Below are 24,145 nucleotides of genomic sequence, written 5' to 3'. Positions count from 1 at the left end.
AACAATTAACTTTTATTCTAGATAGAAATTACTACTTTTATCGGTTATAAATAAGGCATAATTTAATTTGGAAAACAGTAACAACATTTACCTTAAACTAGAACAGTTTATAAAGAAATATTACACTAACGAATTGTTGCGTGGAAGTATTTTTTTTATTGGAATCGGCTTACTTTATTTTCTTATTACCCTAAGTATTGAGTACTTTTTTTGGCTCAAGCCAAATTCGAGAACGCTTTTGTTTTGGACATTTATAGCCGTTGAACTTTTTTTGTTACTCCGATTTATCTTATTTCCAATTTCAAAATTATTTAAGCTTCAAAACGGAATTAATTATGATGATGCTTCTAAGATTATTGGGAATCATTTTAGTGAAGTAGGGGATAAACTAACTAATTTTTTACAGCTTTCTCAAGATTCCAACACCTCTGAATTGTTGTTGGCTTCTATTGATCAAAAGGCCAAAACGCTGCAACCCATTCCGTTTGTAAAAGCAATAAATTTTAGCAAAAACAAAAAATACGCTCCAATTGCATTAATTCCATTGTTGTTTTTTGCCTTTTTCTACATTACAGGATACAGTAATTTTATTTCTCAAAGTTTTAATCGTGTGGTGCATTATAAACAACAGTTTTTACCACCTGCTCCATTTGAATTTCAAGTTTTAAATGTAAATTTACAAACAGAACAAAACCAAGATTTTGTTTTAAAAGTAAAAACTGTTGGTAAAGTTGTTCCAGAAAATACGATGATTTTTATTGGCGAGGAAAGTTATTTTATGGAAACGACCAAGCCTGGGGAATTTCAATTTGTGATAGCAAAACCAAAAGCTAATTTAGAGTTTCACCTAGAAGCCAATGCGGTTGTTTCAAATGATTATGAGCTGAATGTAGTAACCGTTCCTACGATTGCTAATTTTGAAATGGTTTTAAATTTTCCATCGTATTTAAATAAAAAAGCAGAAGTAATTAAAGGCACCGGGAACGCCGTTGTTCCAGAGGGAACCAAAGTTACTTGGAGAATGAACACGGTGGCCACTCAAAAAGTGGAATGGCAAAATGAAGCTGCAAAATATTCTTTCTCTAAAAACGAAAATCAATTTTCGCTATCAAAAAGCATTATTCAAAACATAAATTATCAAATAGTAACCTCAAATACTAAAATTCAGAACTATGAAAAGCTTAACTATCAAATTTCCGTTGTAAAAGATCAGTTTCCTGCTATTTCAGTTGGAAATGCGCCTGATAGTTTAAAGATTGATAAAAGTTTTTTATTAGGACAAGTTTCGGACGATTACGGACTTTCTAAGCTTCAGGTGGTTTATTATCCCAAAGATAAGCCTACAATCGTTAAAAAAGCAACTATTGCGGTTAAGCGCGATGTTTACGACCAATTTGTTTTTGCTTTCCCTAGCAACCTTCCGGTTGAAGAAGGAGTTTCTTATGAGTATTATTTCGAGATTTTTGATAATGATGCATTTCATAATTATAAAAGCACTAAATCTGCCGTTTTTTCAAATAGAATCGCTACTCAATCAGAAAAAGAAGATCAATTATTGCAACAGCAAAATGACAATATCAACTCGATGGAGAAGTCTTTAAAAACCCAAGACAAGCAACTTAACGAGATGGAAAAGTTGCAAAAAATGGGAAAGGAAAAAGATAATTTAGAGTTTAAAGAACAACAAAAAGTAGAAGATTTTCTAAATAAGCAAAAGCAGCAAGATGAGTTGATGAAAAATTTTGCTGAAAAAATGAAAGAAAATCTAGATAAAGTTAAAACCGAAAAGAAAGACGAGGTTAAAGAACTTTTAAAAGACCGTTTAGAAAAGGTTGAAAAGGATCTAGAAAAAAACAACAAGTTATTAGAAGAGCTTCAAAAATTGAATGAAAAACTTCAAAAAGAAGAGCTATTTGAAAAAATGGATAAGCTGAAACAACAAAGTAAAAATCAAACCAAAAGTTTGCAGCAACTAGTTGAGCTTACCAAAAAATATTACGTTGAAAAGAAAGCAGAGCAAATTGCCGATAAGTTAGATAAGCTATCAGAAAAGCAAGATAAATTGGCCGCAGATGATCAAGAAAATAGTGCAGAGAAGCAAAATGAAATTAATAAGGAATTCGATAAAATTCAAGAAGAATTAAAAGAACTTGAAAAAGACAACAAAGAGTTAAAAACTCCGGTTGATCTTCCTAATACTGACGACAAAGAAAAAAGCATTGATGAAGATTTGAAAAAAGCTACTGATCAATTGCAGAAAAAATCAAAAGAAGGTGCTAAGCCAAAACAAAAAAGTGCTTCCAAGAAAATGAAGCAAATGAGTCAAGACATGCAATCGAGCATGGAAATGGGTGAGCTGGAACAAATGGAGGAGGATGTAGCTATGTTGCGGCAAATATTAGATAATTTATTGGCCTATTCATTTTCACAGGAATCGGTTATGGGACAATTTAAAGGGTTAAAAAGAGGCTCGCCCTCGTTTAATAAAAACCTGAAAATTCAGCAAGATTTAAAACAAGAGTTCAAGCATGTTGACGATAGTTTGTTTGCCCTTTCTTTACGAAATCCAAAACTGTCAGAGGGCGTTACCGCCGAAGTTGGAAATGTGCAATACAATATAGAAAAATCTTTAGAAACTTTGGCTGAAGCCGATGTTTTTAAAGGCGTTTCCTATCAACAGTTTGCGATTAGCGCTTCAAATAAACTTGCTGACATGCTCGCCTCTTTATTAAACAACATGCAAATGTCTATGCAAATGTCGGGCTCAGGAAAAGGAAAAGGGAAGCCGTCACCAGGGAAAGGGCCTGGAGGCGAATCGCAGTTGCCTGACATAATTAAAAAACAAGGTGATTTAGAAAAGAAAATGAAAGACGGAATGAAACCTGGTGACAAACCGGGAAATAAACCGGGACAAAAGCCCGGCGAAAAACCAGGCGAAGGCAAAGAAGGCGGTAAAGACGGAAAAGGGAAGCAAGGAAAAGAGGGTAAATCAGGTTCCGGTAGTTCTGGACAAGGAGATTCTGATGGTGAAAACGGTCAAGATGGCGAAGGGGATGCTAAAGCAATCATGGAAATTTATAAAGAGCAACAGGAGTTAAGAGAATCTTTACAAAAAGAATTAGAAAAGCAAGGTGTTGGAAATCAGGGTAAAAGCGCACTTGAACAGATGAAACAGATTGAAAAACAGCTACTTAATAAAGGATTTAACAACGAAGTACTTCAAAAAATATTAAATGTTAAGTACGAATTGTTAAAACTTGAAAAGGCAGTACAACAACAAGGAGAAGAAAAGAAACGTCAATCGGAAACCTCTAAAAAAGATTTCACGAATACTGCCCCAGCGTTGCCGGCGCGTTTACAAGAATATATAAATAGTGTAGAAATTTTAAATAGACAAACCTTACCTTTGCGGTCAAATTATAACCAGAAGGTTCAAGAATATTTTAATAAATGATAAGTTTTAATTACGAAAATGAATTTGAATTAAGTAACGAAGAGCAGTTGTCCAATTGGATTTCTAGTGTTATTGTTTCTGAAGACAAGAAAGAGGGCGAGATCAATTATATTTTCTGTGACGACGAATACTTACTTGGCCTGAACGAACAATATTTAAATCACGACACGCTAACAGATATCATTTCTTTTGATTATTCAGTTGGAAAAGAATTGCACGGAGATATATTCATTTCTACGGAGCGTGTTCTTGAGAACGCTGCTGAATTTAAGGTTACATTTGAAGAAGAATTAAAAAGAGTTATGGTTCATGGAGTGCTTCATTATTGCGGATACAAAGACAAATCCGACGAAGATGAGAAATTAATGCGGTCTAAAGAAGATGAAAAAATCCAAATGTTTCACGTGGAACATTAACCGATTTAATTAAAAATTTATTACAACTAATTACAATGTTCCACATGGAACAATTATAAAACAGAGTGTTATTTACGGCTAAATACTAGTTCTAATTTAAAAAATTTATGTTTAACACATACGATGTTATTGTAGTAGGAGCAGGTCACGCAGGTTGTGAGGCAGCGGCAGCGGCAGCCAACTTAGGGTCTAAAACCTTATTGGTTACTATGAGTTTGCAAAATATTGCCCAAATGTCTTGTAATCCTGCAATGGGAGGAATTGCTAAAGGGCAAATTGTGAGAGAAATTGACGCGCTGGGCGGTTACTCCGGAATTGTTTCTGATAAGACTGCTATTCAGTTTAAAATGCTAAATAAATCTAAAGGCCCTGCAATGTGGTCGCCTAGAGTACAATCGGATAGAATGCGTTTTTCGGAAGAATGGCGTATGATGTTGGAAAACACACCAAATCTTGATTTCTACCAAGAAATGGCCTCCGGATTAGTAATTAATAACGGAAAAATTGAAGGAATTAAAACTTCTCTTGGTATAACTATTAAAGCGAAAACTGTCGTTTTAACCAACGGAACCTTTTTAAATGGATTAATTCATATTGGTGATAAACAGTTTGGCGGAGGAAGAGCCGGCGAAAGTGCTGCCTACGGAATCACCGAGGATTTGGTTAAAGTTGGTTTTGAAGCTGGAAGAATGAAAACCGGTACGCCACCCCGTGTTGATGGACGTTCTTTAGATTATTCTAAAATGAATGAAGAACCCGGAGATGTGCGACCAGATAAATTTTCGTATTCTGATGAAACCAAACCATTGGTGCATCAAAGGCTTTGTCATATGACGTATACTTCGTTAAATGTACATGATATTTTACGTGAAGGATTCGATCGTTCGCCTATGTTTAATGGTCGTATTAAATCACTTGGACCACGTTATTGCCCATCTATTGAAGATAAAATTAACCGATTTGCTGATAAAGAAAGACACCAATTATTCATCGAACCAGAAGGGTGGAATACCTGTGAGGTTTATGTAAATGGTTTTTCTACTTCGTTACCTGAAGACATTCAATTTAAAGCACTACGATCGGTTGTTGGGTTTGAAAATGTGAAGTTTTTCCGTCCAGGATACGCTATTGAATATGACTATTTTCCGCCAACACAATTGAAACACACCTTAGAAACTAAATTGGTTGAAGGATTGTATTTTGCTGGTCAAATTAACGGAACTACAGGGTATGAAGAAGCGGCCTCACAAGGTCTTATGGCTGGTATAAATGCTGCATTGAAAGTGCAGGATAAAGATCCTATGATTTTAAAGCGTGATGAGGCATATATTGGTGTTTTAATTGATGATTTAATCACTAAAGGAACAGAAGAGCCTTACAGAATGTTTACTTCTCGTGCCGAATACAGAACGCTTTTAAGACAAGATAATGCAGATGCAAGGCTTACACCAAAGAGTTTTGAAATTGGATTGGCTTCCGAAAAAAGAATGCGTAGAATGGAAGAAAAATTTGCCGCAAGTGACGCAATGGTTTCTTTCTTCAAAGAAACGAGTATTACTGTAGCTGAAACAAATCCTATTTTAGAACAAAAGGGAAGTGCGCCTATTGTGCAATCGGATAAGATGTTTAAAGTGTTTTCAAGACCACAAATTGACTTAGAAGATTTTCTTAAATTTGAGAAAGTAGCCCAATATGTAGCCGATCATAATTTAGATCGAGAGGTTTTAGAACAAGCAGAAATACAAGTTAAATATTCTGGTTATATTGAAAAAGAAAGAAATAACGCTGATAAATTAACCCGACTTGAGGACATGAAAATCCCGGTAGATTTTGATTATAACAAAATTAAATCGATGTCTATTGAAGCCAAACAAAAGTTAAGTAAGATAAGACCAATCACTATTTCGCAAGCCTCTAGAATAAGCGGCGTATCGCCAAGCGACATTTCGGTATTATTAATTCACATGGGAAGATAAATTGTTCCACGTGAAACTACTTTGTAAACACCTATTAATAAAGAGAATTTAATGAATATTACCAACGCCAAACATTTTTTAAACGTAAAAGATTATTCGGTTTCGCAAGAAACTTTTGAGTTGTTACATGATGAAGAGTTCGATATGTTAATTACGCATCCACAACCTTCTTTAGAAAAACTTCCAAGTTATTATGAAAGCGTTGACTACATTTCACATACAGATGGAAACAAATCTATGATTGAAAAAATGTATCAATTTGTTAAATCAATAGCTTTAAAAAACAAATTAAAACTAATAAATTCTGAATCTAAAAAAGGTAAAATTTTAGACATTGGAGCTGGAGTTGGTGACTTTTTATCAGTTGCAAAAAAAGACGGGTGGGAAGTTATTGGAATAGAACCTAGCGAAAAAGCAAAAACAATCGCCAAGAGTAAAGGCGTTCCATTTGTAGAAAATCTATCAGAATTAGAAAACAATTCTTTTGATATTATCACCATGTGGCACGTTTTAGAACACGTTCCCGATTTAGATAATCAAATTAAAGAATTGAAACGATTGATAAAACCAACCGGAACTTTAATCATCGCAGTACCTAATTTTAATTCATTCGATGCAAAACATTATGGAAATTTTTGGGCTGCCTATGATGTTCCAATTCACTTATGGCACTTTTCTAAAACTGCAATAAAAAAATTATTTGCTAAAGAAAATTTAAATTTAGTAAAAGTGCTTCCGATGAAATTTGATAGTTTTTATGTGAGTTTATTATCAGAAAAATATAAAACCGGAAAAATGAATTTTATTAAAGCATTTTTCATCGGAATAAAATCAAACTGGTACGGAAGTCGCAAAATGGAATATTCTTCCCATATTTATTTGATAAAAACAGCTAAAAACTAAAATTAAAAACAGATTTCAATTAAAATCAACTAAGCCATATATTTTCATAACGAAAAGACAAATCGCTCTTAAATCGCTTTATTTAAAGTCAATTTTAATAGATAATAATTATTTAGTAAATATAAGCAATAGTAAATTCCTATACTTTAAAATTAAGTTCATTTTGAAAACTTTTAAATTTTTACTATTTTATTTTTATACTTTTGGCAAATAGAAAAAACAAACATATTTATAATGAAAAAAGTTATTTTAGGAATTGCAATTTTATTTGCAATGGGATCTTGTCAAAAATCGGTGGATGCTAAAGATTTTAAAACGGCATATGTTGACACTAATAAATTATTAGAAGAATCTACAGAAGCAAAAGATATAAAAGCAAAATACGAATCAATTGCTGACGAAAAAGGATCAAGATTAAAAGTTGAAGTAGAAAAACTGGAAGCTGAAAAAAATGCTTTTCAAGTAAATGCTCAAAAAAATGGTCAGGCTTGGGCGCAACAAAAATACTCAGAGTTACAACAAAGAGAACAACAACTTCAATATACTCAACAAGCATTAGCACAACAAATTCAAGGACAACATGGTGTTGAGATGGATTCAGTTGTAGTGAAGTATAAAAAAATCTTTAAAGATTACGGAAAAGAAAAATGCTACGACTATGTTTTTGGAACAGGAGAAGCGGCAACTGTTTTGTATGCAAAAGATCAATATGATATTACCAAGGAATTGATCAAATTGGTTAATGATAAATACACTTCAGAAGCTAAAAAAGAAGAAAAGCCTGCTGCAAAAAAGTAATTATCCTAATGTAAATAAAAAATCCAAGCTTAATCGGCTTGGATTTTTTATTTACATAATATTTAAATGAATTAGCTTAATAAAAATACTCCCAATACAGCGGGAACAAAATAGATGGCTATTGTTTTTGCGCCTTCATAATCTTTTGCTAAACGTTGTCCAATAAGCATCATTAATAAGCTTATACAGGAAAAAACTGCGCCATAATACCCAAACTCTCTACCGCCATTTATATAAAGCTGAATACAACCAATTACCGAAAAAACAGCCGCAATTAGCTCCACTACCAGTAATATGCCTGTTGCATAAGGAACGAAATTTTTCAATATTGTTTTTTCAAAATGAGGAATCATCCAAGACATTGCTTCTTTCCAGTGAAAGATTTTTTCGTGACACGATATAATAAAAGTAATTGCTAAAAAAAGTAATATCAATAAGGAAGCCGTGTTGTTCATAGTATTATTTTTTATGAATTAGTCGAGTAAGTTTAATTGATAAATCGGTTAAAATTAGTTTGGCATTTCCGTTTCGTTGAATATGATAAGAAGCATCTGAAAGCTCTTTAAATATCTCCGAAATGTTATTTCCGTTTACAAAGGGTGCAAAATTTTCTAATTTAAATTTTTCTACTGTAGGCTCCATATAAACCAGAGAATCTGCTTGATAATTTAGCAATAAAGCTTGACGAAACATATCGATACAATAGTTTAAAAATTTCTTTTGCGCTTCTCTTCCTAAACCAGCAATTTGTTCGCTCCAAGAAATTAATTCCTGAATTGCAGCTGCATTTCCTTTGGCTTTAAATGCTGCACGAACCCAGTCTACAAACCATTTTTCAAATGGCAAGTCTTCATTATCTTCTTTTAAAATATGTAAAGCTTTGTTATAATTTCCTTGTGCTTGATGCGCAATTTTAAAGGCCTCTTTTTCATCGATATTTTCTCTAGAAACCAAGGCTTCTGTAATTACACTTTCGGGTAACCCATTAAAATGCAACACTTGACAACGCGAACGAATGGTTTGAATAATGTCTTCTTCGTTTTCTGAAATCAAAATAAAAACAGTCTTATCTGTTGGCTCTTCAAGTAGTTTTAATAATTTATTGGATGCAGCGATATTCATTTTATCTGCCATCCAAATAATCATAATTTTATAACTTCCCTCAAGTGATTTTAACGCCAGCGATTTCAAAATTTCTGCAGCATCATCTACACGAATTTCACCTTGCTTATTTTGTACGCCAAGCATTTTGTACCAATCAAACAAACCTCCGTAGGGATTTTCTGCAATAAACTGTCTCCAATCTTGAATGAAATCAATGCTTTTTGGTTTCGATTTTACATCTTCGGTAGAAACGGTAGGATAAATAAAATGCAAATCGGGATGACCTAAATGATTGAATTTTAAGTTACAGGCTTCATTTTCACCGGCATTATCTGAACCTGTATTTTGGCAAACAATATATTGTGCATAGGCAATTGCCATGGCCAAAGTTCCAGTTCCTTCAGGCCCAATAAAAAGCTGCGCGTGCGGAATTCTGCCTTGACTTGCACTGCGAATCAAGTGGTTTTTTATGTGTTCGTGACCTAAAATTTCTGAAAAAAGCATAAGCAAAGATACTATAAAATGCACTAAATAAAAATCCAATCCAATTAAAACCCCAATCAATTCCCGCTAAAAAAACAAAATGCCTATATTTGCAAAACATAACTATTTAAACAAATTCTTCCTTATGAAAACGCTTCATGACTTTAATTTTAATTCCAAAAAAGCAATAATTCGTGTAGATTTCAATGTTCCTTTAGATGAAAATTTCAAGGTAACCGATGCCAATCGTATTGAAGCTGCAAAGCCAACAATTGATAAAATTATTGCAGATGGCGGAAGCGTTATTTTAATGTCGCACTTAGGCAGACCAAAAGGGAAAGAAGAAAAATATTCATTAAAACATATCGTTTCAAAAGTTTCTGAAGTATTGAATGTACCCGTACTTTTTGCATCAGATTGCCGAGGGGAAGTTGCCCAAAATGCAGCGTTTAGTTTACAACCGGGCCAAGTATTATTGTTAGAAAACCTTCGTTTTTATGCCGAAGAAGAAGCGGGAGATGTTGCTTTTGCCAAAGAATTAGCGTCTTTAGGAGACATTTATGTAAATGATGCTTTTGGAACTGCTCACAGAGCCCATGCGTCTACTACAATTATTGCGCAATTTTTTCCAAACAGCAAGTGCTTCGGAATGTTATTAGCGAAAGAAATAGACAGTTTAAATAGAGTGTTAAACAACTCAGTGAAGCCAGTAACGGCTGTTCTTGGAGGCTCTAAAGTTTCTTCTAAAATTACCGTAATTGAAAACATTTTAGATAAAGTAGACCACATGATTATTGGTGGAGGAATGACCTTTACTTTCATCAAAGCATTGGGCGGAAAAATTGGAAATTCTATTTGTGAAGACGATAAATTGGATTTGGCAATTGAAATTTTGCATAAAGCGAAAGAAAAAAATGTGCATATTCATATTCCTGTTGATGTGGTTGCCGCAAATGCCTTTTCAAATGATGCTCAAACACAAATTGTGGATGTTAGAGAAATTCCAGACGGATGGCAAGGATTGGACGCTGGCCCAAAATCATTAGAGAATTTTAGAAAGGTAATCATGGATTCTAAAACGATACTTTGGAATGGTCCTCTAGGTGTATTTGAAATGGAAAATTTTGCAAATGGAACAATCACGCTTGGAAATTTCATTGCAGAATCTACCGCAAATGGCGCCTTTTCTTTAGTTGGTGGAGGAGATTCGGTTGCGGCTGTGAAGCAATTTAATTTAGAAGAAAAAATGAGCTATGTTTCTACTGGTGGTGGTGCAATGCTAGAAATGTTAGAAGGCAGAATATTACCTGGAATCCAAGCCATTTTAGATTAAACGAATTACTTTAACAATAATTAAACAGTTTAATTCGTTATATATCAATAAGTTTGCAATTAATCAATATTAATCCCAAATCAATATTGAAAAAAACAACCATGAATATTAAACAAAACATCACCGTTCTTTTACTACTTATTTCGACTGCTTTTTATGCTCAAGATAGTTTTAAATCGAAAGATTCAATTGTAAAAAAGCAGATTAAAATATCGTATTTAGATTCTATAAAATCCACTTTTGTTTCTGATGAAATTGCAACCTGTATTGACAGTTTGTGGACGAAAGAACTTACTTCTTTGGATCTTTATGACGAAATGATTTCTGACATTAAAAATGTGGATGTAGATCAGAAAGTTGACTTTGAACTTCCAACAGAATTATTAAAAGAAAGATTAAAAAAATTAGACGAAAAATCCCCTTTTAATATTGAATACAACATTGGTTTAGAAAATGTAATTAAGTCATTTTTAAAGAACAGAAGAAAATCCTTTGAAAGATTATTAGGTGTTTCTCAATTTTACTTTCCACTTTTTGAAGAGGAATTAGCTAAAAATAACATTCCATTAGAAATAAAATATTTGGCTGTAGTTGAGTCTGCTTTAAACCCAAGAGCCGTTTCTAGAGTTGGAGCAACCGGGCTTTGGCAATTTATGTACCAAACCGGAAAACAATACGGATTGAATATTGATTCGTATGTAGATGAAAGAAGTGAACCTTTAAAAGCTAGTCAAGCTGCTTCGGTTTACATGAATAACATGTATAAAATTTTTGGTGATTGGGACTTAGTATTGGCGGCTTATAATTCGGGGCCAGGAAATGTTGCCAAGGCAATTAGAAGATCTGGAGGGCAACAAAATTATTGGAATATTCGAAAAAATCTTCCAAAAGAAACCCAAGGATATTTACCTGCGTTTCTAGCAACCATGTATATTTTTGAATACCATAAAGAACACGGGATTGTCCCAAACAAAGCCGTTGCTAAATTTTTTGCAACCGATACAGTTGCCATAAAAAATCACATGACCTTCAAACAAATTTCAAATTTATTGGATGTTCCTGTGTCTCAAATTCAGTTTTTTAATCCATCGTTTAAGAGAAATGAAATTCCGCATATAACCGGACAAACCAATTTCCTTAGATTGCCTAAAGATAAAATTGCCATTTTCACTTCTAATGAAGATAAGATTTATGCTTATGTTCAACACGAGCAAAATAAAAGAGAACGCCCTTATGAAAGTATTGCCGTTAGTAAACCTAAAGACACTACAAATACAATTTCGGACGCGCCTAATGATATAGCTTATAAAACAAAATATCATAAAGTACATCGTGGCGAAAGCTTAACTGAAATAGCAGAACAGTATAATGTTTCGGTGGCGGATTTAAAAAAATGGAATTACCTAAAACACAATAAAGCTCCAAGAGGTAGAACCTTAAAAATTAGATTGAGTGAATCAATTGCAACTAATGATGCAAAAGGATCGGATGCTAGTTCAAAAACCCCGGCAGTTGCATCTGTTGAGCCTAAAACAGAAAAAGAACCTAAGCTAGAAAAAGTAGTTTCTATTAAAGAGGTAACTAAAATTCATAAAGTAATAAAAGGGGATAATTTAACCGAAATTGCTAATAAATATGGCGTTACTCTTGCAGACATTAAAAAGTGGAACCAATTAAAAGACAACAATATTGCGCTTGGCGAATCCATTAAAATTATCAAATCTGAAAAAGTAACAACTTGGGTTAAAAAAGAAACGAAACAACCTACAGTTGAACACAAAGATGCAATTGTAGAAATTGATCCTAAAACAATTAAAACAGAGAGTAATGATGTTGAAAAAAGCAATGTAAATTATTATGTAGTTGCAAAAGGCGACTATTTATTTTCTATTGCAAAAAAACACAACATTAGTGTGGCTAAATTAAAAGAATGGAATGCAATTATTGACAATAATGTTAAGGTAGGAACACAATTAATTATTTCTGAAGCGGAAACGAAATTAGAGGAATCAAAACCAAAAACAGAATTCAAAAACATTGAGCACATTGTAGAAAAAGGAGAATATTTAGGCACTATTGCTAGAAAATATAAAGCCTCAATTAATGATTTATTGGAATGGAATTCCATATCGGACAGCAATATTAAACTTGGAGATAAATTAATTGTTGGCAAAGAAGAAGTAATTAGCTCCTCCGCTAAATCTGCTCTAGCATCAAATAATAAAGACAACAACTCAAAAGAGATTTTATACCAAGTAAGAAAAGGAGACACCCTTTTAAAAATTACTCAAAAATTTCCTGGAGTTACCATTTCAGACATTAAGAAATGGAACAATATTAAAGGCGAAAGCTTAAAACCAGGTATGAAATTAAAAATAAACGGATAATACAAAAATCTTCTATAAATTTGGGCTTTAATTCGATATATGATTAAAGTCCATTTTTTATTTTTATTTCTAGCAACGCTTTTTATTTCTTGTAAAAACAGAGAAGTAAAACCAGTTAATGCATTATCTGCATCTGTTAACGAGGTTTCGGTTCTTATTGATGATCAATTATGGAATGGCGAAGTGGGCGACAGCATTAGAAATAAATTTGCTTCCCCGGTAATTGGCCTTCCTCAAGAAGAACCCGTTTTTACTTTGAAGCAATATCCCGTAAAATTACTGGAGGGTTTTATGACCAATAGCAGAAATATTATTGTTGTCAAAAAAGAATCTAAAAGTCAATTCCGAATAGAAAATAATGAATATACCAATCCTCAAGTTGTAGTTCATATTTCTGGTTCCTCTGTTTTACAAATATTAGACACCATTCAGAGCAACGATTCTTTGATAATTAAAAGGATTAAAGATTCTGAAATTAGTGTTTTTCAAGAAAAAATTAAGCGCGATTCTTTGTTGGATATTTCCAAAATTAAAAAGAAATTCAACATCCAACTTAATGTTCCAAATAAGTATAAATTAGTTGCAAGCGGAAGAAAATTTATTTGGTTAAAAAAGGAAATCACCAGCGGAAATTTAAGCTTGATTTTTTACCAAATTCCGTTTAGCAGCATTAAAGACAATTCATCAGCCGTAAAACGAATTACTAAAATTAGAGATTCCATAGGGAGAATATATATCCACGGCGCCGTTCCAAGAACTAGAATGGTAACAGAAACCGCTTTTTCTCCGTTTCTTTCGAAAACAAAAATATTTAACAAACCCACTTTTGAAACCAAAGGCAATTGGGAATTGCTAAATGATTTCATGAATGGGCCATTTGTAAATTATGCCATTTTAGACCAATCAAACGATAGAATATTAGTAATTGAAGGATTTTGTTATGCACCATCCAAACAAAAGAGAGATTTAATGTTTGAATTGGAGTCTATTATTAAATCGGTTCAGTTTTTAAAAAAGAAATAAAAAGCAAATGCAGGAATCAATAAAATGGAAAATAAAGCGATTTAACGAGCTTTCTCTTCAAGAACTATATTCTGTGTTAAAACTCCGCTCACACGTCTTTGTGGTGGAGCAAAATTGCGTTTATCAGGATATTGATGGAAAAGACGAAAAGGCAATTCATTTATTTGGTGAATTTGAAAACCAAATTGTGGCTTGTGCGCGCTTATTTAATTCGGGGGATTATTTTGAAAATGCTTCCATCGGAAGAGTTGTTGTGCATCCAGATGTTCGAAATAAAAAATGGGGTCATGAATTAATGCAAAACGCCATTGCCGGAATTAAAACGTATTACAACCAAGAAAAAATTACGATTTCGGCGCAGTTATATCTTAAAAACTTTTATGAAAGTCACGGTTTTGTTCAAACCAGCGAAATGTATTTAGAAGATGATATTCCGCATATCGAAATGAAACGCGGATAATTAGATTTTGGTGATTACCAATTCCACGCGTCTATCGTATTCGGGTTCTTTTCCAAGTGGCACTTTATTGCCATAACCTTTGTAGGTCATTCGGTTTTTTGGAACCCTTCTATAGGCCAAATATTTATAAACAGAAAGCGCTCTATTTACTGATAATTGCCTTTTTTTGGTGTCTTTATCAATGGCGTCTTTTTGATTTAATGGCGTACAACACACATGACCTTGTATTTCAAATTCTATGTTTTTATAGCGCAAGGTTAATAGCGCAACACGATCTAATTCGGCCATAGCCCTTTCCAACAATTTACTGCTTCCTTTTTCAAATAGTATATTTTCTAAATAAATATGATCTCCAACAACATGGTCTTTTTTCAGCATGTTATAAAAACCAGGAAGCACTAATTTTGGCAGCTCTTTCAAATTTAAAACCACATCTACCCTTCTATTTTTAGAGCGTTTTTCGGGAAGATTATCAAGTACATCATCATCAATTAATATCTTTCCTTTTCCCTCAATGGTTACAATAATTTTACTCTTTACACCATTTTCTGTAAGTGCATTTACAATAGTTGTGGCTCTATTTGTAGACAGTTTAAAATTATAATCATCTTTTCCAATGTCATCCGTATAGCCAAAAATTTCAACAGATTCAATTCGTGTAGAATCGGTGTTTTTAATGAAATCTACGACCTCTTTAGTTTGTTTTTCGTCAAGCGAAAATTTGTCGAATTCAAAATATACCGACTTCACAGCCTCTTCTTGTCCGTAGGCAAGTCCGAGGATGAAAAAGGGAATATATTTTAAAAACTTAATCATTATTGTAGTATTTTATTGTACTCAACTGGGTTTGCCAATAAAGAAGTTGCTCTAGCAATTTCAACATTATTTTTCAAGTAATATTGATAAAGACCTTCTTTGTATTGGTATCTTTTTATGATTTCTTCAAGAATTAATTTCTTGATTTCTTTTTGATTTTTATCTAATAATGCTTCCTCGCTTTTTTGTAAAGCCGCCATTAATTGATCGTATTGTAGCTGAATGGAATCGTCTATTTTTTCCTTTTTAGCTTTTTCCAAAGTTGTTTTCAAAGCCAATTCGGTTTCGGTGTCAAAACCAATTTTTTCTTTTTTCAAGAACGCTTTAAAATCAGCAAAGTCGGCGTCGGTGAAATTCGGAATAGTTGTTCCTAAATTCGGATTTTTGTAATAATAATGCGTTACATAGTTAAAGATAGCATCGTTTTTTTGCAATACCTCAGCAATCGTGCTTGTTTTGGTTTCGGCAAGTTCAACATCAGGCTGAATTCCTCCACCGTCATAAACCGTTCTTCCCTTTTTAGTTTTAAAGGCGTTGTATTTTGAAGCATCAGTTCGCACGGCTTTTCCATCAGCATCTTTATGCCAATAATCCAATGCTTGAATACATCTTCCGGCAGGAGTGTAATAACGCGAAATAGTAACTTTTACCTGAGTTCCATAAGTCATATCAATTGGTCGTTGCACCAATCCTTTTCCAAAACTACGACTTCCTAATACCACTGCTCGATCTAAATCTTGTAGGGCTCCTGAAACAATTTCTGAGGCCGAAGCACTTTTTCCATTTACAATTACTACAAGCGGAATTTCCAAATCAATTGGCTCGTTAGTCGTTTTATAGGTGATGTTGTATTTGGTATTTTTTGATTTTGTAGTTACAATTATTTCGCCTTTTGGGACAAATAAATTACACACATTTACAGCCTCATTCAATAAACCTCCCGGATTTCCTCTTAGGTCTAATATGATTCTTTCGGCACCCTCGTCTTTAAGTTTTTTTAAAGCTTCTTTCGTTTCTTGAGTGGTTTTTCTGTTGAAAGCTGTTAACGCAATATAACCTGTTTTTTCATCTATTTTAGCAAAGAAAGGCACCGCTTTTATTTCTACTTCATCCAATACAATTTGTGCCGAAAGCGTTTTTCCTTGACGGATGTATTTAACTTCTACTTTAGTGTTTTTTGCCCCTTTTAGTAATTGAGAAGCATCGTCTTTAAAATCGGATAAGAGTACATCGCCAATTTGAAAAATAGCATCTCCAGCTTTTAATCCGGCTTTATCTGCCGGAAACCCTTTGTAAGGCTCTTTTATGATTAACTTATCTTCTTTTCTGGTAATCATAGCGCCAATTCCAGTATATTCTCCGGTGTTGTTGATTTTAAATTTTACAACATCTTGTTCGTTAAAATAGTTGGTATATGGATCTAATTCGGCAAGCATACTTTTAATTGCTTTATCCATTAGTTCCGCCGGATTTACCTCATCAACATAGTTTTGATTTACGGTTTTAAAAAGCGTGGTAAAGATTTCGATTTGCTTGGCTATTTCAAAAAAATCATCTTTAAAACTCACCCCAACAAATAAAAAACCTGAAGCTAAAATCGGAATAAGATATCTTTTTTTAAAATTGGAATACATGATAATTTTTTTTCTAGCTTTCTTAAAAACTATGTTTATGAATTTTTTTCAGCAACCCAATTTTTAAATAATTGAATTGTTTTTTCTTCAATTTCCTGATAAGTTAAAAGCTCATTTGTTTGATAAAAAAACATAAAAGCATAGGGTTTGTCTGTGTTTTCGTGCAATAAATGCTTGTTTAATCTATAACATTCACGCAAAACGCGTTTTAAATAATTTCTATCGGAAGCATTTTTAAAATATTTTTTAGAAACCGAAACTCCAAATAATACTTTCTCCTTAGCCCCTTCGGATGGTGCATAAACCAATCGCAATGGAAATTTAGATACTGATTTTCCATTTGAAAAAAGCAAGTCAATTGTCTTTCTGCTTTTTAATTTCTCTGATTTAGAATAAGTAAAATCTTTATTTTCGATCAAAATTATTTTGTGTTGTAAATGTTATAAACCATTTTCAAATCGTTGTAATTGATGTAAAACTGCATCCGGTTGTCTTCTTTTTTTCGGGTTACGATAAGTATAACGCATTTTTCACCTTCATTATCGGTGCAATTAAAGCCCAATGTATCATCATTTTCATTAGAAATTTTTTCTAAATATGCATCAATTTTATACAATTGCAATTCTTTTGAATTTACAATAAATCGATCCTTATTTCCGTCAAGTGTAATTATAACATCTGCTTTTTTAAAATCAGACCAATTGCTCCAAGCGCCTTTTTCGTTTTTATCCATAACGCTCATGCTGCTGGTTTTAAAACGATATACCTGTGCCGCAGTTTTTTGAAAACCAAAGCAGATAAAAGCAAAAAGTAATAAATATCTTAAAGATTTCATGATGAAAATATAATTGGATGTAAAACTACAAATTCTATTCTAAAAATAAAGCGTTCCCTAAAGAACGCTTTATGAATTATTTTATTTCATAACTATTATTCTCCAGCTTCACATCGGCCATAAGACCGCTTGGATCAATAGTTATTTTTTTTATTTTTTTGGAGTTTGTTGGTAACCAGAATGAATAATTTGGATTTCCCCAAGCCCAATCGTTCAAAATAGTTCGTTTCATAGAAGGAATTTGATTTTCTTTTATGAAACTCATCATGCGCAAAGGAATGTAAAAAGCTTCTTTAGTTCCATCCATATATTCAACCAATAAATCTATAGGCATTGGTATTCTTCCGATTCGTTCTAAAGATATTTTTATTATTGCAGTATCTTCTGAAACTTCTTTAATTCCGTAATCAATCGTGTTTAGCGTTTTGGTCCAATCGGTTAAATACCAATCTAAATTCGCTTCCGAAACTCTTTCTGCTGTTCGTTTTATATCGTTGGGAGTTGGGTGTTTAAACTTAAAATCGGCATAATAACGCTTCAAAGTTTTCATTAAATTTTCTTCCCCGATAAGGTATTGTAATTGGGCTAAAAACACTTCCCCTTTGCTATAAGACGCAATGCTATAACTTCTATTTTCATCATATCGATCACCATGTGTTGTAAGCGGATGTTCCTTCCCTGAATTTGCCAAATTGATATAACTTTTTATAGCTCCTGCAAATGGGTTAGCCGTTTTTGTAGCGGCCAATTCATTCAAACCTAAATCCTCAATAAAAGAGGTAAACCCTTCATCCATCCAGGGGTGTTTACTTTCATTGGATGCCAAAATATGTTGAAACCACGAGTGTCCCATTTCATGTGCAATGACACCAACCAATCCTTCAAATGTGCCTTCCCCTAAAATCAAGGTACACATTGCGTATTCCATTCCGCCATCTCCCCCCTGAATTACAGAGTATTGATCATAAGGATATTTACCAACAATTTTATTATAATATTCCATCAACTGCACAGTTTTTGGCTGTGCCTGTTTCCAGTTTTCAATAATTTTCGGATTGTTTTTATAGATAAAATGTAGCGTCGTTCCAAAGTTGGTAGGCACCACATCATGAAGATAATTTTTATCAGCAGCCCATGTAAAATCGTGCACATTAGGAGCAATAAAATGCCAAGTTAAAGTCTTTTGCTTTTTAGGAACGGTTACTACAACATTTTTATCTTGGTAATTAAATCCAACTTCGTTGCCATTTTGTAAATAGCCCGTTCCGCCAAGAAGGTAGTTTTTTTCAATGTTAATTTTTACGTCAAAATTTCCCCAAACGCCATGGAATTCTCTAGCGATATAAGGATCGGCATGCCATCCTTCAAAGTCAAATTCGGCCATTTTTGGATACCATTGCGCCATAGAAAGTTCCACACCTTCTTTGTTATTTCTGCCCGATCTTCGAATTTGAACCGGAACTTGACCTTCAAAATCTAAAGTAAAAGTGGTTGATTTTCCAGGAAGGATAGGTTTAGCAAGTGTAACTTCAAGGATTGTTTCTACTTCTTTTGCTTCGGCAGAAATGCCATCTTGCTTAAAATTTGAAACATGTAAATAACCAATTTCATTAGGTTGTAATTTGGCAATTCTACTTTCTTTTATTTCTTTATCGCCTACCTTGGTTTTAGTAACCATACGGCCATCTGGATCTTTTATTGCTTGTAATCTTTTGTCCATTTCGCTTCCTGGTTGAAAGGCATTATTGAACAAGTGATAAAAAACGCGATGCAAAGTATCCGAAGAATTATTGGTGTAAACTAATTCTTGTTTGCCTTTGTATTGATAGGTTTTTACATCCATGGAAACTTCCATTTTGTAATCAACATGTTGTTGCCAGTAGCCGTTACTTTGAGCGAATAATCCGGAGGTTGTTATTCCGAAAAAAAGAAATAATATAATTTTTTTCATGTTATTTAATGAAAAAAGGAAGGCGTTAACCTTCCTTTAAATTGAATTAGTTTTTAAGTTTTTTAACCTTTATTTTTTTAGATAATAATTCTGCCATTTGTAAAGCATTGTAGGCATTTACAATTTTTCCAGAAACACAAGCATTTGAAAATGGAATTTCTTTTTTAGTTTCATCTACAACTACTGTTTCAGAAATAGGCGTTCCAGAATCCATTAAAATATGTTTTACTTGTGAAGCATTTAATTGTGGGTAATATGAACGGATTAATGCCGCAACACCTGCCGCATTTGGCGATGCCATAGAAGTTCCTTGTTCGAATTTATATTCATTATTTGGAACGGTTGCATAAATTTCAACTCCAGGAGCAAATACATCTACATTTTTTGCACCATAGTTAGAAAAATCTGCTACAATTTCTTTTCCAAATTTATTGTTTAATGCCCCAATCGTAATTAAATTATCACTAATTTCTTTTCCGTTAGCTTCATCAGTTGGGAAATTTGGTTCTGCATCTACATCCTTAGAATCATTACCTGCAGCATGAACAATTAATACATCTTTGCTAGCAGCATATTTTATAGCATCCCAAACCCATTCTTTGTGTGGAGAGTAATCTTTTCCAAAACTTCCATTGATTACTTTAGCGCCATTATCTACTGCATAACGAATAGCTAAAGCAATGTCTTTATCGTACTCATCACCATTTGGAACCGCGCGAACTGCCATGATTGTAACATTATTTGCAACTACACCATCGCCGCCAATTCCGTTTCCACGATCTTGAGCAATGATTCCCGCAACGTGTGTTCCATGAAGTGCATCTTTTACATCTGGACCTTTTACATTTCCATTTCCGTAATGTGTATTTTTCATATCTTCAGGATTGTCACCTACTTTTCTACCATTAAATTCTACATTTAAATTGTAATTTAATTGGTCGTAAACATAATCTACATACGAATTGATTTCTTCTTGAAATCCTTCACCAGCTTGAGAAGCAATGTTCGTCATGATCATTTTGCTTCTTAATAAACTAGCTTCAGTAGTGACAATGCTTTTAACTTCTTCAATAGTATATTTATCTTTTTTCAAATAGACCTGAATTTCTTTATTTGCTTTAGAAATCATGTCTACTTGTTTCTTTTGTGGAGCTAATTCAGCTAATTTTTTTTCTAATTCAGCTTTTGCAGCTTTATAAATTTCTGATCCATCATCGCCTTTCTTCACTATTCGGGTAAGCTCTAAATTTTCGTTAGTTGCTTCACCAAGAAAGTTCCATCCGTGCACATCATCTACAAATCCGTTTTTGTCGTCGTCAATATTGTTTCCTGGAATTTCTTTAGAATTTGTCCAAATTTTTCCTTTTAAATCTTCGTGATCAATATCCAATCCCGAATCAATTACTCCAACAATAATTTTTGTAGCTTTTTTGTTTTTTAATAATTCCGAATACACTTTATCAACGCTCATTCCAGGGATAGAGTCTTTCTTTAAGTCGAGGTGACTCCAGCGTTGTTTTTGAATTTCGGTTAACTCTGATTTTTTTGCAACAAATGTGCTTTTTTCTTGTGCCGTTGCCACTGAAACAGCTAAAATTGCTATTGCAGAGAAATAAAATGGATTAAATAGTTTCATGTTGTTTGATTAATTTGATAATTGCGATAAAAATATTGTCTTTTACTAAAATTTCCGAAAGGATTAACACTAAATTAAGATGTCTTCACAAGTAAATATTTCTTTTACACGGACTCCTTTTTCGGTTTTTTCTACGGTTATGATTTCGTTGTGTGCGTCGTGTTCCAAAAATAAATAATGGTTTTTTTCTGCAGCATCCAATAAAAATTTAGATTTTTCGGGCATGGTTAGCAACGGTCTTGTGTCGTAACCCATAACATAAGGAATTGGCACATGGCCCGCTGTTGGCAACAAATCGGCAGGGAAACAAATCGTTTTTCCTTGGTATTGAATGTAGGGCACCATCATTTTTTCGGTGTGTCCATCAACTAAATAAATTCCGAAACCTAATTCTGATTTTTCAATAAAGTCGCTTCCTGATTTTGTAATAAAATTAAGATGCCCGCTTTCTTGCATCGGGATGATATTTTCGACTAAAAACGATGCTTTTTCTCTTGGATTTGGTTTCGTTGCCCATTCCCAATGGTCTTCATTAGTCCAGTATTTTGCATTTTTAAAAGCTACTTCGTAACCAGTTTTGTCTTTGTTCCAATTTACACTTCCACCACAGTGGTCAAAATGCAAATGCGTCATAAAAACATCGGTTATATCGTCACGATGAAAGCCATATTTTGCCAAAGATTTATCTAAGGAATGCGATCCCCATAGTGAATAATACCCAAAAAACTTCTCCGATTGCTTGTTGCCCATTCCCGTATCTATTAGAATTAAACGGTTTCCATCTTCAATTAGCAAGCACCTTGCGGCAATATCAATAAGATTATTTTCATCTGCAGGATTGGTTTTATTCCAAATTGTTTTGGGCACCACACCAAACATTGCGCCGCCATCTAGCTTAAAATTTCCGGCTTCAATAGGGTAAAGTTTCATTTTTTATTGAATTTTAAGTGTGCAATTTAGAAATAAGTTCGCTTAATTTGAAGTAATAATCGATTTTTTCTATAGAAATATTCGTTATAAAAATGTTATAGGTTGTGGAAAAAAAGGATAATTGTAGTAACTTTGCCCTTTATTTAGACAAAATCAAAATAAGCAAGATGATTATGTTGCTTAAAGTGAAATAAAAACAACAATGTTATGATAAAAGTTTCAGATACTGCAAGTAAAAGAATTTTTTCAATGATGCAGGAAGACGGATTTGATCCAGCCAAAGATTTTGTTCGTGTTGGCGTAAAAAGCGGCGGCTGCTCTGGGCTATCTTATGAATTAAAATTTGACAAAGAAACACACGAAAACGACAAAGTTTTTGAAGATAACCAAGTAAAAATTGTGGTTGAAAAAAAATCATTTTTGTATCTAGCCGGAACAATTTTAGAATTTTCAGGTGGATTAAACGGAAAAGGTTTTGTGTTTAATAATCCGAACGCGAGCAGAACTTGTGGTTGCGGGGAGTCTTTCTCACTTTAGAAAAAAATATGTCAAAATATACCGAAGAAGACTTAAAAGTCGAATTAGAAAATAAAGAATACGAATATGGATTCTACACCGAATTGGATTCGGAGACCTTCCCTATTGGATTAAACGAAGATATTGTTCGTGCAATTTCTAAAAAGAAAGAAGAACCTCAATGGATGACCGATTGGCGTATTGAAGCTTTTCGCGCTTGGGAGCAAATGACTGAGCCAGAGTGGGCAAATGTGCATTATGAAAAACCAAATTTTCAGGCCATTTCTTACTATTCGGCACCTAAAAAAGCAGATCCTAATAAAACCCTTGATGATGTAGATCCGGAGCTTTTAGCGATGTACAAAAAGCTAGGAATTTCGCTTGATGAACAAAAGAAAATGAACAATATCGCGATGGATATTGTTGTAGATTCGGTTTCGGTAGCTACCACTTTCAAGAAAACTTTAGCCGAAAAAGGAATTATTTTTATGAGTATTTCTGAGGCAATTAGAGAATATCCTGAGTTGGTTCAAAAATATTTAGGAACGGTTGTTCCGCAAAAAGATAACTATTATGCTGCCTTAAACTCGGCTGTTTTTTCTGACGGGAGCTTTTGTTATATCCCAAAAGGCGTAAGATGCCCAATGGAATTATCTACTTATTTCCGAATCAATCAAGCAGGAACTGGGCAATTTGAAAGAACCCTTTTAGTTGCCGACGAAGGAAGTTATGTTTCGTATCTAGAAGGATGTACGGCGCCAAGTAGGGATGAAAACCAACTGCATGCAGCGGTCGTTGAATTGATCGCGTTAGATGATGCTGAAATTAAATATTCAACTGTTCAAAACTGGTATCCAGGAAACAAAGAAGGAAAAGGTGGTGTTTATAATTTTGTTACCAAAAGAGGGCTTTGTGAAAAAAACGCGAAGATTTCTTGGACGCAAGTTGAAACCGGTTCAGCCGTAACATGGAAATATCCTTCATGTGTGCTGAAAGGCGATAATTCAATTGGCGAATTTTACTCGATTGCAGTGACTAATAATCACCAGCAAGCTGACACCGGAACCAAGATGATCCACTTGGGTAAAAACACTAGATCAACTATTATTTCTAAAGGAATTTCTGCCGGAAAATCACAAAATAGTTACAGAGGTTTGGTTCGAATTAGTGCCAATGCTGAAAACGCGCGTAATTTTTCTCAATGTGATTCGCTATTGATGGGCAACAATTGTGGAGCACATACTTTTCCATATATCGAAAGTAAAAATGCTTCCGCAAAAATTGAACACGAGGCAACCACTTCAAAAATTGGAGAAGACCAAGTTTTTTATTGCAATCAACGCGGAATTCCAACGGAGAAAGCCATTGCATTAATTGTAAACGGATTTAGTAAAGAAGTATTGAATAAATTACCAATGGAATTTGCTGTAGAAGCACAAAAATTATTAGAAATTTCATTAGAGGGGTCTGTAGGTTAAACAAAAATTAAA

The 24,145-nt window shown here is 33.5% G+C and carries 20 protein-coding genes; 11 read left to right on the top strand and 9 right to left on the bottom strand.

Annotation, left to right across the window (positions count from 1 at the left end):
• The first annotated feature begins 67 nt into the window (after positions 1-67).
• From ABWO08_RS02120 to ABWO08_RS02100, 5 genes are all read left to right on the top strand, one after another.
• A complete protein-coding gene (locus ABWO08_RS02120; RefSeq protein WP_353083403.1) occupies positions 68-3,454 on the top strand; it encodes a DUF4175 family protein in 3,387 nt (1,128 codons plus the stop codon).
• Positions 3,451-3,870: an rRNA maturation RNase YbeY gene (gene ybeY, locus ABWO08_RS02115; protein ID WP_353083402.1), complete on the top strand. Its 420-nt coding sequence runs from the start codon at positions 3,451-3,453 to the stop codon at positions 3,868-3,870. Before ABWO08_RS02120 ends, ybeY begins: the two co-directional genes overlap by 4 nt.
• A gap of 107 nt (positions 3,871-3,977) precedes the next feature.
• On the top strand, positions 3,978-5,846 hold the full coding sequence (gene mnmG / locus ABWO08_RS02110) for a tRNA uridine-5-carboxymethylaminomethyl(34) synthesis enzyme MnmG (protein ID WP_353083401.1): 1,869 nt from the start codon (positions 3,978-3,980) through the stop codon (positions 5,844-5,846).
• Between the two features lie 51 nt (positions 5,847-5,897).
• Positions 5,898-6,749, top strand: coding sequence for a class I SAM-dependent methyltransferase (locus ABWO08_RS02105; RefSeq protein ID WP_353083400.1), 852 nt, complete (start codon positions 5,898-5,900; stop codon positions 6,747-6,749).
• Positions 6,750-6,983: 234 nt separating this feature from the next.
• Positions 6,984-7,547 (top strand): OmpH/Skp family outer membrane protein, encoded by a 564-nt coding sequence (locus tag ABWO08_RS02100; protein ID WP_353083399.1) that lies wholly within the window; start codon positions 6,984-6,986, stop codon positions 7,545-7,547.
• Between the two features lie 71 nt (positions 7,548-7,618).
• Here the strand turns inward: ABWO08_RS02100 and ABWO08_RS02095 are convergent, their stop codons facing one another.
• On the bottom strand, positions 7,619-8,002 hold the full coding sequence (locus tag ABWO08_RS02095; RefSeq protein WP_353083398.1) for a DoxX family protein: 384 nt from the start codon (positions 8,000-8,002) through the stop codon (positions 7,619-7,621).
• A 4-nt stretch (positions 8,003-8,006) separates the two neighbouring features.
• Positions 8,007-9,155: a DNA polymerase III subunit gene (locus ABWO08_RS02090; protein WP_353083397.1), complete on the bottom strand. Its 1,149-nt coding sequence runs from the start codon at positions 9,153-9,155 to the stop codon at positions 8,007-8,009.
• Between the two features lie 124 nt (positions 9,156-9,279).
• Here ABWO08_RS02090 and ABWO08_RS02085 point away from each other — a divergent pair, with 124 nt between their 5' ends.
• The 4 genes from ABWO08_RS02085 (at position 9,280) to ABWO08_RS02070 (ending at position 14,337) form a co-directional block, all read left to right on the top strand.
• Entirely contained in the window at positions 9,280-10,467 is a 1,188-nt protein-coding gene (locus ABWO08_RS02085) for a phosphoglycerate kinase (protein WP_353083396.1), read from the top strand.
• A gap of 101 nt (positions 10,468-10,568) precedes the next feature.
• Positions 10,569-12,854 (top strand): LysM peptidoglycan-binding domain-containing protein, encoded by a 2,286-nt coding sequence (locus tag ABWO08_RS02080; protein WP_353083395.1) that lies wholly within the window; start codon positions 10,569-10,571, stop codon positions 12,852-12,854.
• Positions 12,855-12,893: 39 nt separating this feature from the next.
• Entirely contained in the window at positions 12,894-13,877 is a 984-nt protein-coding gene (locus tag ABWO08_RS02075) for a DUF4837 family protein (RefSeq protein ID WP_353083394.1), read from the top strand.
• Positions 13,878-13,884: 7 nt separating this feature from the next.
• On the top strand, positions 13,885-14,337 hold the full coding sequence (locus ABWO08_RS02070) for a GNAT family N-acetyltransferase (RefSeq protein ID WP_353083393.1): 453 nt from the start codon (positions 13,885-13,887) through the stop codon (positions 14,335-14,337).
• Here the strand turns inward: ABWO08_RS02070 and ABWO08_RS02065 are convergent, their stop codons facing one another.
• From ABWO08_RS02065 to ABWO08_RS02035, 7 genes are all read right to left on the bottom strand, one after another.
• Positions 14,338-15,153, bottom strand: coding sequence for an OmpA family protein (locus ABWO08_RS02065; RefSeq protein ID WP_353083392.1), 816 nt, complete (start codon positions 15,151-15,153; stop codon positions 14,338-14,340).
• Positions 15,153-16,787 carry a S41 family peptidase gene (locus tag ABWO08_RS02060; protein WP_353083391.1) on the bottom strand — a complete coding sequence of 545 codons (1,635 nt, stop codon included), beginning with the start codon at positions 16,785-16,787 and terminating at the stop codon, positions 15,153-15,155. The genes ABWO08_RS02065 and ABWO08_RS02060 overlap by 1 nt, the downstream gene beginning before the upstream one ends.
• A gap of 35 nt (positions 16,788-16,822) precedes the next feature.
• Positions 16,823-17,203 (bottom strand): ribonuclease P protein component, encoded by a 381-nt coding sequence (rnpA, locus tag ABWO08_RS02055; RefSeq protein WP_353083529.1) that lies wholly within the window; start codon positions 17,201-17,203, stop codon positions 16,823-16,825.
• A 5-nt stretch (positions 17,204-17,208) separates the two neighbouring features.
• Positions 17,209-17,622, bottom strand: a complete 414-nt coding sequence (locus tag ABWO08_RS02050) for a hypothetical protein (RefSeq protein ID WP_353083390.1) — start codon at positions 17,620-17,622, stop codon at positions 17,209-17,211.
• A gap of 76 nt (positions 17,623-17,698) precedes the next feature.
• On the bottom strand, positions 17,699-19,573 hold the full coding sequence (locus ABWO08_RS02045; protein WP_353083389.1) for a M1 family metallopeptidase: 1,875 nt from the start codon (positions 19,571-19,573) through the stop codon (positions 17,699-17,701).
• Positions 19,574-19,619: 46 nt separating this feature from the next.
• Entirely contained in the window at positions 19,620-21,209 is a 1,590-nt protein-coding gene (locus ABWO08_RS02040) for a S8 family peptidase (protein ID WP_353083388.1), read from the bottom strand.
• Between the two features lie 69 nt (positions 21,210-21,278).
• Positions 21,279-22,139 carry an MBL fold metallo-hydrolase gene (locus tag ABWO08_RS02035; protein ID WP_353083387.1) on the bottom strand — a complete coding sequence of 287 codons (861 nt, stop codon included), beginning with the start codon at positions 22,137-22,139 and terminating at the stop codon, positions 21,279-21,281.
• 207 nt (positions 22,140-22,346) lie between these two features.
• Here ABWO08_RS02035 and ABWO08_RS02030 point away from each other — a divergent pair, with 207 nt between their 5' ends.
• Together ABWO08_RS02030 and sufB are read left to right on the top strand one after the other, a co-directional pair.
• Complete coding sequence (locus ABWO08_RS02030; protein ID WP_353083386.1) at positions 22,347-22,676, top strand: HesB/IscA family protein; 330 nt, start codon at positions 22,347-22,349, stop codon at positions 22,674-22,676.
• An 8-nt stretch (positions 22,677-22,684) separates the two neighbouring features.
• Entirely contained in the window at positions 22,685-24,133 is a 1,449-nt protein-coding gene (gene sufB, locus ABWO08_RS02025; RefSeq protein ID WP_353083385.1) for a Fe-S cluster assembly protein SufB, read from the top strand.
• Positions 24,134-24,145: the final 12 nt, after the last annotated feature.

This window comes from Flavobacterium sp., assembly GCF_040383245.1.
Taxonomy (GTDB): domain Bacteria; phylum Bacteroidota; class Bacteroidia; order Flavobacteriales; family Flavobacteriaceae; genus Flavobacterium.
This window is presented reverse-complemented; position numbering and strand designations above follow the sequence as displayed.

Bases quoted from the DNA above. Each gene is read 5' to 3' on its own strand.
- ybeY (WP_353083402.1), top strand. From the start codon at position 3,451: ATGATAAGTTTTAATTACGAAAATGAATTTGAATTAAGTAACGAAGAG.
- mnmG (WP_353083401.1), top strand. From the start codon at position 3,978: ATGTTTAACACATACGATGTTATTGTAGTAGGAGCAGGTCACGCAGGT.
- ABWO08_RS02105 (WP_353083400.1), top strand. From the start codon at position 5,898: ATGAATATTACCAACGCCAAACATTTTTTAAACGTAAAAGATTATTCG.
- ABWO08_RS02100 (WP_353083399.1), top strand. From the start codon at position 6,984: ATGAAAAAAGTTATTTTAGGAATTGCAATTTTATTTGCAATGGGATCT.
- ABWO08_RS02095 (WP_353083398.1), bottom strand. From the start codon at position 8,002: ATGAACAACACGGCTTCCTTATTGATATTACTTTTTTTAGCAATTACT.
- ABWO08_RS02090 (WP_353083397.1), bottom strand. From the start codon at position 9,155: ATGCTTTTTTCAGAAATTTTAGGTCACGAACACATAAAAAACCACTTG.
- ABWO08_RS02085 (WP_353083396.1), top strand. From the start codon at position 9,280: ATGAAAACGCTTCATGACTTTAATTTTAATTCCAAAAAAGCAATAATT.
- ABWO08_RS02080 (WP_353083395.1), top strand. From the start codon at position 10,569: ATGAATATTAAACAAAACATCACCGTTCTTTTACTACTTATTTCGACT.
- ABWO08_RS02075 (WP_353083394.1), top strand. From the start codon at position 12,894: ATGATTAAAGTCCATTTTTTATTTTTATTTCTAGCAACGCTTTTTATT.
- ABWO08_RS02070 (WP_353083393.1), top strand. From the start codon at position 13,885: ATGCAGGAATCAATAAAATGGAAAATAAAGCGATTTAACGAGCTTTCT.
- ABWO08_RS02065 (WP_353083392.1), bottom strand. From the start codon at position 15,153: ATGATTAAGTTTTTAAAATATATTCCCTTTTTCATCCTCGGACTTGCC.
- ABWO08_RS02060 (WP_353083391.1), bottom strand. From the start codon at position 16,787: ATGTATTCCAATTTTAAAAAAAGATATCTTATTCCGATTTTAGCTTCA.
- ABWO08_RS02050 (WP_353083390.1), bottom strand. From the start codon at position 17,622: ATGAAATCTTTAAGATATTTATTACTTTTTGCTTTTATCTGCTTTGGT.
- ABWO08_RS02045 (WP_353083389.1), bottom strand. From the start codon at position 19,573: ATGAAAAAAATTATATTATTTCTTTTTTTCGGAATAACAACCTCCGGA.
- ABWO08_RS02040 (WP_353083388.1), bottom strand. From the start codon at position 21,209: ATGAAACTATTTAATCCATTTTATTTCTCTGCAATAGCAATTTTAGCT.
- ABWO08_RS02035 (WP_353083387.1), bottom strand. From the start codon at position 22,139: ATGAAACTTTACCCTATTGAAGCCGGAAATTTTAAGCTAGATGGCGGC.
- ABWO08_RS02030 (WP_353083386.1), top strand. From the start codon at position 22,347: ATGATAAAAGTTTCAGATACTGCAAGTAAAAGAATTTTTTCAATGATG.
- sufB (WP_353083385.1), top strand. From the start codon at position 22,685: ATGTCAAAATATACCGAAGAAGACTTAAAAGTCGAATTAGAAAATAAA.